At 73.3% G+C, this 2,938-nt stretch carries 3 protein-coding genes; all 3 read left to right on the plus strand.

Annotated elements, in window-relative coordinates:
• Window positions 1-129 precede the first annotated feature (129 nt).
• Window positions 130-1,107 (plus strand): alpha/beta fold hydrolase, encoded by a 978-nt coding sequence (locus G5C65_RS34735; RefSeq protein WP_165303046.1) that lies wholly within the window; start codon window positions 130-132, stop codon window positions 1,105-1,107.
• Window positions 1,108-1,274: 167 nt separating this feature from the next.
• Complete coding sequence (locus G5C65_RS34740) at window positions 1,275-1,967, plus strand: GH12 family glycosyl hydrolase domain-containing protein (protein ID WP_165303048.1); 693 nt, start codon at window positions 1,275-1,277, stop codon at window positions 1,965-1,967.
• A 102-nt stretch (window positions 1,968-2,069) separates the two neighbouring features.
• Window positions 2,070-2,938: glycosyltransferase family 39 protein (locus G5C65_RS34745; protein WP_165303047.1), on the plus strand; the 869-nt coding region annotated here is incomplete at its 3' end.

Consider the following 2,938-nt stretch of genomic DNA (forward strand, 5'->3'; position numbering starts at 1 on the left):
CCCCCGCCCCCACCACCCGAAACTTTTCGGCGCGGGCGTTTTGCCGAACCGGCAAGCGCGCTCGCGCCGGCGGCGCGCGCCGCTGCACGATGCCCGGGTACCAGGCACGCGAGCCTCCCGGAGGTCCCCATGAACGACGTCACACACCGGCTGGTCCCCTCGCCCGCGGGGCGGATCCACCTGGTGGAGCAGGGCAGCGGGCCCCTCGTCCTGCTGGTGCACGGGTTCCCGGAGTCCTGGTACTCCTGGCGGCACCAACTGCCCGCGCTGGCGGCGGCCGGATACCGCGCTGTCGCCCTCGACGTCCGCGGCTACGGGCGCTCCTCCCGGCCCGGCGACCCGGCCGCGTACCGGATGCGGGAACTGGTCGAGGACAACGTGGCGGTGGTGCGCGCCCTGGGCGAGGACGCGGCGGTGCTCGTCGGCCACGACTGGGGTTCGCCGATCGCCGCGAACTCCGCGCTGCTCCGCCCCGACGTCTTCCGCGCGGTCGCGCTGCTGAGCGTGCCGTACACGCCGCGCGGCGGCCCCCGCCCCAGCGAGGTCTTCGCGCGGATGGACGGCGCCGGGGAGGGCCCAGGGGAGTTCTACGTCTCCTACTTCCAGCGGCCCGGACGGGCCGAGGCCGAGATCGAGCCCGACGTACGCGGCTGGCTCGCCGGCTTCTACGCCGCCCTGTCCGCCGACACCATGCCCGCGCCCGACGCGCCGGACCCGCACTTCGTCAGCCCGGACGGCACCCTGCGCGACCGGTTCCCCGCCGGCCGGCTGCCAGGCTGGCTGAGCGAGGCCGACCTCGACGTCTACGCCGGGGAGTTCGAGCGGACCGGCATGACGGGGGCGCTCAACCGCTACCGCTGCATGGACCGGGACTGGGAGGACCTCGCCCCGTACGACGGCGCCCCCGTACGGCAGCCCTCCCTGTTCCTCGGCGGCTCCCTGGACGCCTCCACCACCTGGCTGTCCGACGCGATCGCGGCGTACCCCGCCACCCTGCCGGGCCTGGTGGACTCTCAGCTGCTCGACGGCGGCGGCCACTTCCTCCAGCAGGAGCGCCCGGACGAGGTCAACCGGCGCCTCACGGACTTCCTCGCCGCGCTGGACTGAGCGGTTCCGCGGCGCGGCGGCCGGAGGCCCCGGGCAACTCCGGGGCCTCCGGCGGCGACGTGGAAGTGCCACACCAGGCGAAGGAAGGACGGACCGTGACCGCATCGCATCCCCCCACACCCCGCTCCCGACGAGCCGCAGCGCCGGGCCGGCGCGGCAGACGGCGGCTGCCCGCGCTGCTGCTCGCGCCCGCCATCGGCCTGGGCACGGCGCTGGCGCTGGTCGCCGCGCCGGCGCACGGCGCCGCCGCCTGGGAGTCCTGCGAGCAGTGGGGCAACTGGGAAACGGGCGGCTACATCGTGTACAACAACATCTGGGGCGAGGGCGCGGGCACGCAGTGCATCTCCGCCGAGTCCCCGAGCGACTGGAGCGTCCACGCGGACCACCCCGGCACCGGCGGCATCAAGTCCTACCCCAACGCCAAGCGCGTCGTGAACACCCCGCTGTCCGAACTGAAGTCGCTGACCAGCAAGTACGCGGTGACGGTGCCGGACTCCGGCGCGTACAACACCTCGTACGACATCTGGGACACCGACTACGACTACGAGATCATGCTGTGGATGAACCAGACGGGGCCCGTCGGCCCGCTGGGGCAGCAGGTCGGCACGGAGACGCTCGGCGGCCACACCTGGGACGTCTACAAGGGCAACAACGGGCACAACGAGGTCTTCTCGTTCCTGCGGACCTCCGACTCGCGGTCCGGCGAGGTCGACATCCTGCCGGTGCTGAACTACGTGACGCAGCAGGGGTGGTGGAGCCCGAGCGAGACGATCGGCGACGTCCAGTTCGGGTACGAGATCACGTCCTCGCCGGGCGGCCTGGACTTCCACACGGACGACTTCTCCGTCAGCCACAGCTGAGTCCGCCGCGCGGCGCGCCCCCGCCCCCCTCGGGGCCCGGGGACAGGCCGGGGACAGGCGGTGCACAGCGTCCCCACAGGCCGCCCCGGCAGGCTGCGCCGCATGGCACACGCACAGCAGCACATCCCACGAGCCCCCGCGGGCCGCGAGGCGGCCCGCGGCGGGCGCCTCGGCCGCCTCTTCCTGGGGCACCGCAACGACCCCCGCCGGGCCCGCCCGGCGCTGTGGGCGATCCTCGCCCTGGCCGCGCTCCTCTACCTGTGGAACCTCTCAGCGCTCGGCCAGGCCAACTCCTTCTACTCCGCCGCCGTCTACAGCGGCACCCAGAGCTGGAAGGCGTTCTTCTACGGCGCGCTGGACGCGGGCAGCTTCATCACCGTCGACAAGCCACCGTTCGCGCTGTGGGTGATGGGCCTGTCCTGCCGGGTCTTCGGCTTCGGCACCTGGCAGATGATGCTGCCCATGGCGGCGGCGGGCGTCGCGTCCGTCGCGCTGCTCCACCGCATGGTCCGCTCCTGCTTCGGGCACGCGGCGGCGGCTGTCGCCGCGCTGGTGCTGGCGCTCACCCCGATGACCGTCGCCATCACCCGGGACAACAACCCCGACCCGATCCTGGTGCTGCTCATGCTGCTCGGCGCGGCCGGAACGCTGAAGGCGATCCGCACCGGCACGCTGCTGCCCCTGGTGTGGGCGGGGGTCGCGTTCGGCTTCGCGTTCCACACCAAGATGCTGCAGGCGTTCATCCCGGTGCCCGCGCTCTTCCTCGCGTACCTCCTCGCCGCGCGCACGACGCTCGGCAGGCGGGTGCGCAACCTGGCCGTGGCGGGCGCCGCGCTGATCGTCTCCGGCGGCTGGTGGATGGTCGTCGTGGACCGGATTCCCGCCGGGTCCCGGCCGTTCATCGGCGGCAGCGAGGACAACACCGTCTGGAACCTGGTCCTCGGATACAACGGCCTCGGCCGCGTCTTCGG

It is taken from the genome of Streptomyces boncukensis (assembly GCF_011045075.1).
Lineage (GTDB): Bacteria > Actinomycetota > Actinomycetes > Streptomycetales > Streptomycetaceae > Streptomyces > Streptomyces boncukensis.